This window comes from Kitasatospora sp. NPDC059722 (genome assembly GCF_042733235.1).
Lineage (GTDB): Bacteria > Actinomycetota > Actinomycetes > Streptomycetales > Streptomycetaceae > Kitasatospora.
Map to the genome: position 1 here is coordinate 97,370 of NZ_JBHWGD010000017.1, position 4,551 is coordinate 101,920.

Here is a 4,551-nt window from a genome sequence, read left to right on the forward strand (position 1 = left end):
GCCCGCCCCCGCTCGCCCCCCCCCCGCCGCGCGCCCCGCCCGCGGGGGGGGGGGCGGAGAGAGAGGGCGGGCGGGACATTTTGGGGGGGGGGCGGGGGCCCCCGCCCCCCCCGGGGGGGGGCCGCCCGGGGCCGGGCGGAGGTCAGGCCACGGGGTTGCCGGGGTCGTCCAGCCAGACGGACTGCGCACCGTCCACGGCGATGGTCACGCCGAACCGGCACAGGTCGGGCTTGCCCTCCTCCAGCCACCACAGGCGGGCTCTCGTGATTTCGTCCCACAGCCGGCGGGGGCCGGACTGGTGGGCGGCGTCCTCGGCGTCCCATGCGGCGTAGCGGACGGATGCCCACGATCCCGCACCGTCCGAGAGCTGCATGCGGTAGGTGCCGCCGGGGTCGGCGCCGTCCCAGACGTGTTCGTACCGGATGCCCGGCACCCGAAGGCCGATGGCGAATGCGGCGTTCACGTCCTCCAGGGCCAGCTCCGGGTCCATCGTGGAAGGCCCTTTGCGGCCCGGCACGTCCGCTGGCTCGATCACGGCGTGCGGGCGCTGTGCCCGCATCCACATGAAGGAGACGTTGCCGACGAACCGGCCGTGCGAGGCCCCGCCCGGCCGGCCGACCACCAGGCGCAGCAGCCCGGCATTGGCGTACGGGGTGCCCCACGGGGTGACGATCACGCCACCGGGCCGGGTCTGTTCGATCCAGGTGGAGGGCACCCGGCGGACGGCTGCCGTCGAGTGGACGCGGTCGTAGGGGGCAGCGTAGGACCATCCCGCCAGCCCGTCGCCGACGACCCGCCTGGGCGCGAATCCGGCGGCGCCGAGTCTCAGCGCCGCCTCGGCGGCGATGGCCGGGTCGACTTCGACCGTGGTCACCCGGTCGTCGCCAAGCAAGCTGCACAGCAAGGCGCTTGTCCAGCCGGTTCCGGTGCCGACATCGAGCACGTTGTGGCCGTCCCGCACGTCCAGGTGGCGGAGCATGGCCGCGACGAGGGACGGCATGGACGCCGACGACGTGGCGATGCCCGGCCCGTTCTCGTGTCCGTCGTCGACCTGTGTGACGACCACGCCGTCGGCATTCACCAGCGACCACCAGGCGTCCGGGTCGTCGGCCTTGATGATCCGCCGGCAGCCGGTCGGTGCGTCCTCGTCCGGGGTCCACACGACGTCCGGCACGAAGGCAGAGCGCGGGGCACGCTCGAACGCGCCCCGCCACTCCTCGCCCAGCACGCCGGCCTCGGTCAGGTCGGCCAGCAACTGCGCGTACTTGTCCATCAGTTGGCGCTCACTTCTTCGGGGAGCCGGGCTTGCTTCTTGACGTCTCATCAGGTCTGCGGAACGGTGGGCGCAAGATGTGGCAACCGGCTTGGTATGGGAGGCACCGTGGACCTTCAGTTCGTCGGGATCGACCCGAACACGGAGCACGAGGGATCGCCGACCGTGTGGGTGGACCGCGACGCGGGGGAGATCGTCGTCCAGGGCTGGAAGCCGGACGACGCGATGCTCGCCGCGATCGGCACCACCGAGTGGACCGCCGGACACGGTAGCGGAATCCCGGCGACGGAGGCCGTGGTCCGCATCCCCACCCGGATGATCCCGATGCTGAGGAAGGCCTGCGATGACGCCGAACGTGCCGAGCTTCGCTGAACTGCTGCAGGGCGCCCAGCGCTCCGCCGTGCACCTGGAGATGCGCGACACCTACGCCGGCCAGGACAGCGGCGGCTTCGCCGAGTACCTGCGCAGCGGGTACGCGAACACCGACACCACCTCCCCGCACTGGTCGCGCTGGCGCGCCATGGTGACCGAGGCCACCGACCGGGACGTGGCGCTGCGCCGGGCACGCATCGTCTCGGAGCCGGTCACCGACTACATCCGCTACGAGTACGCCCTGACCGTGGCCAACGTGGATCTGGGCGAGGAGGTCCGGTGGCTGTCCCGCAGGCAGGCCTGCGAGATCGCGCTGCCGGGCAGCGACTTCTGGCTGTTCGACCAGGCACGGGTGTTGTTCAACCACTTCACCGGCGACGGCGCATGGGCCGAGCCGCGCCTGACCTACACCGAGGAACCGGCCGTGGTGAGGCTCTGCTCCACCGCCTTCGAGGCGGTCTGGGAGCGCGGCGTCCCACACGAGAAGTACACCGTCTGACCCTCGCTCCGGACCGCCCGCGGATGTACTCCTCCCCCTCCTCCAGTGCCGAAGCCGCCCGGCGGGCCGTCGCCGCGCGGCTGCGCGACCTGATGCTGGACGCCGGCCTCAACGGGCAGCGACTCGCCGCCCGCTGCGGCTGGCACGAGTCCAAGACCTCCCGCATCCTCAACGCCAGAAAAGCCCCCTCCGAGGACGACATCCGCGCCTGGTGCGCCGCGTGCGGCGCCGACGACCAGGTCCCGGACCTGATCGCCACCGCCCGTGCCGTCGACTCGATGTACATGGAATGGCGACGACTGCACCGCAGCGGCCTTGCCCGCACCCAGCAGCAGAGCCTCGACCGGTACGCCAGGACCGCACTGCTGCGCGTCTACGCCTCCAACGTCATCCCGGGCTTCCTCCAGACCCCGGCCTACGCCACCGCGCTGTTGAACGGCATCACCCGGTTCAAGGGCTACGCCGACGACGTCACCGAGGCGGTCGCCGCCAGAGTCGCTCGCAGCCGCTTCCTGTACGAGGGCGGCCACCGCTTCGTGGTCGTCCTGGAGGAAGCCGTCCTGCGCCACCGGATCGGCGATCCTGCCGCGATGGCCGGCCAACTGCGCCACCTGATCACCTTGATGCCATTGCCCTCGCTGAGCCTGGGCATCATTCCGTTCGGAGCCGAGCGTGCAGTGTGGCCGCTTGAGGCCTTCTACCTCTTCGACGCCTCAAGCTGCTCGGTGGAGACGCTCACGGCGGAGATCAGCGTCACTCAGCCCCGCGAACTCGCCGACTACGCGAAGGCGTTCACCGAGCTGTCGCAGATGGCCGCGCACGGGGACGCCGCCCGGCGCCTGATCGCCGATGCCATCGGCGTCCTCGAATGAAGGTGCGCAAGAATCCGCAAGTGCGTTGAGTGATCGCGACGTCACTCCCTAACGTCGTGGGTGCCGCTCTGCGGAAGGAACCGGGGCACTCGCCCTGAGGGCCCGCAGAGCGGCGGCCACCCCTTGGAGAGGAGCCGGTGATGGAGACGGTCGCACTTGATGGCGGAGGGCACGGCGGCGGCGGTGGCGGGGACGGCGGCGACGGGCACCCTGGGACGCCCTGGACGCCGCCGACCGACCCGCCGTCCCCCGACGGCAGCACACCGCCCGGCGACGGAGGACACAAGAAGTGACGCTCGCACCCGAGCAGGAGGGCCGCCCCGCGCCAGGGCGGTCCTTCCCCATCGCCGACGCGTGGGCGACGGCCTTCGACGCCGTCCCGCGCTCGCTGTTCCTGCCGGACCTGATCTGGGCCCACGACATGGCCACCGGGAAGAGCCGGCCCCTCGACCGCACCGAGGACGAACGAGGCTGGTCGGCGGCCGCCGCCGCGGACATTCCGATCGTCACCCAATGGGACGACGGCGCTCACGCCGGCCGGAAACCCGGCACGGTGCCGACCAGCTCCGCCTCGATGCCGTCGCTCGTCGCCTCGATGCTGGACGACCTCCAGGCCGAGCCGGGGATGCGGGTGATGGAGCAGGGCACCGGCACCGGATGGAACAGCGCATTGCTCGCCCACCGGCTCGGCGACGCGAACGTGACCACCGTCGAGATCGACCCGCTCGTGTCCGCCCAGGCCCGTGCCGCCCTGCACGCCGCCGGCTACCAGCCGCAGGTCGTCTGCGGGGACGGCGCGCTCGGCCACCAGGCCGGCGCCCCGTACGACCGGATCACCGCCACCTTCGGGCTGCGCGAGATCCCCCAGGCGTGGATCGAGCAGACCCGCCCCGGCGGGCTGATCCTGGCGCCCTTCGGCACCCACTACTCCAACGCCGACGCCTTGGCCCGCCTCACCGTCCACGGCGACGGCACCGCGAGCGGCCCGTTCCTCCAGCCCGTGGAGTTCATGAAGATGCGCTCCCAGCGCCTGCGATGGCCGGACAACCCCGCAGACGGCGGCACCGTCGCCGAACACACCACCGCCGCCGCCCTCCCGTCGCACAGAAAGTTCGACCCGTTTCCGCTGGCCGCCGGGCTGCGCCTGCGCGACGTGACGCACGCGATCCAGCCGCACCAGGACGGTGCCCGCACCCTGTGGCTCTACTCCCTTACGACCCCGGCCTGGGCCGCAGCGACGTTCCGCGACGGTGAGAGCGTTCACCTGGTCCGCCAGTACGGCGGGCGCCGCCTGTGGGAGGACTTCGAGCGGGCCCTCATCTGGTGGCACGACACGGGCGAGCCCGGAGTCGAGCGTCTCGGACTCACCGTCACCCCGGACGGCTGGCACGCCTGGCTCGACGAACCCGCCCAGGCGATCTGACCCCAAATCGGTCCCGGGCCCCCCCGGGGCGCGGGGGGGGGGACGGAGCCCCCCGGCGGGTCGGGGGTGTGGGAGAGACGCGGTGGGGTGGGGGGGGGCTGGGGGGGGTGAG

Annotated in this window: 6 protein-coding genes; 5 read left to right on the forward strand and 1 reads right to left on the reverse strand. The window is 72.4% G+C overall.

Annotation, left to right across the window (positions count from 1 at the left end; genetic code table 11):
* Positions 1–142: 142 nt before the first annotated feature.
* Positions 143–1,273, reverse strand: a complete 1,131-nt coding sequence (locus ACFV4F_RS14220; protein WP_380502361.1) for a methyltransferase domain-containing protein — start codon at positions 1,271–1,273, stop codon at positions 143–145.
* Positions 1,274–1,381: 108 nt separating this feature from the next.
* Between ACFV4F_RS14220 and ACFV4F_RS14225 the strand changes: the two genes are divergently transcribed.
* The 5 genes from ACFV4F_RS14225 to ACFV4F_RS14245 all read left to right on the forward strand — a co-directional run bounded on the left by ACFV4F_RS14225 (position 1,382) and on the right by ACFV4F_RS14245 (position 4,439).
* Positions 1,382–1,645 carry a hypothetical protein gene (locus ACFV4F_RS14225; RefSeq protein WP_380496836.1) on the forward strand — a complete coding sequence of 88 codons (264 nt, stop codon included), beginning with the start codon at positions 1,382–1,384 and terminating at the stop codon, positions 1,643–1,645.
* Entirely contained in the window at positions 1,617–2,144 is a 528-nt protein-coding gene (locus tag ACFV4F_RS14230; protein ID WP_380502363.1) for a DUF6879 family protein, read from the forward strand. Before ACFV4F_RS14225 ends, ACFV4F_RS14230 begins: the two co-directional genes overlap by 29 nt.
* 23 nt (positions 2,145–2,167) lie before the next feature.
* Positions 2,168–3,016, forward strand: a complete 849-nt coding sequence (locus ACFV4F_RS14235) for a helix-turn-helix domain-containing protein (RefSeq protein ID WP_380502365.1) — start codon at positions 2,168–2,170, stop codon at positions 3,014–3,016.
* A 140-nt stretch (positions 3,017–3,156) separates the two neighbouring features.
* The gene (locus ACFV4F_RS14240; RefSeq protein WP_380502367.1) at positions 3,157–3,309 is read left to right on the forward strand and encodes a hypothetical protein; all 153 of its coding nucleotides are present in this window, start codon (positions 3,157–3,159) and stop codon (positions 3,307–3,309) included.
* Positions 3,306–4,439 carry a methyltransferase domain-containing protein gene (locus tag ACFV4F_RS14245; RefSeq protein WP_380502369.1) on the forward strand — a complete coding sequence of 378 codons (1,134 nt, stop codon included), beginning with the start codon at positions 3,306–3,308 and terminating at the stop codon, positions 4,437–4,439. The genes ACFV4F_RS14240 and ACFV4F_RS14245 overlap by 4 nt, the downstream gene beginning before the upstream one ends.
* Positions 4,440–4,551 lie beyond the last annotated feature (112 nt).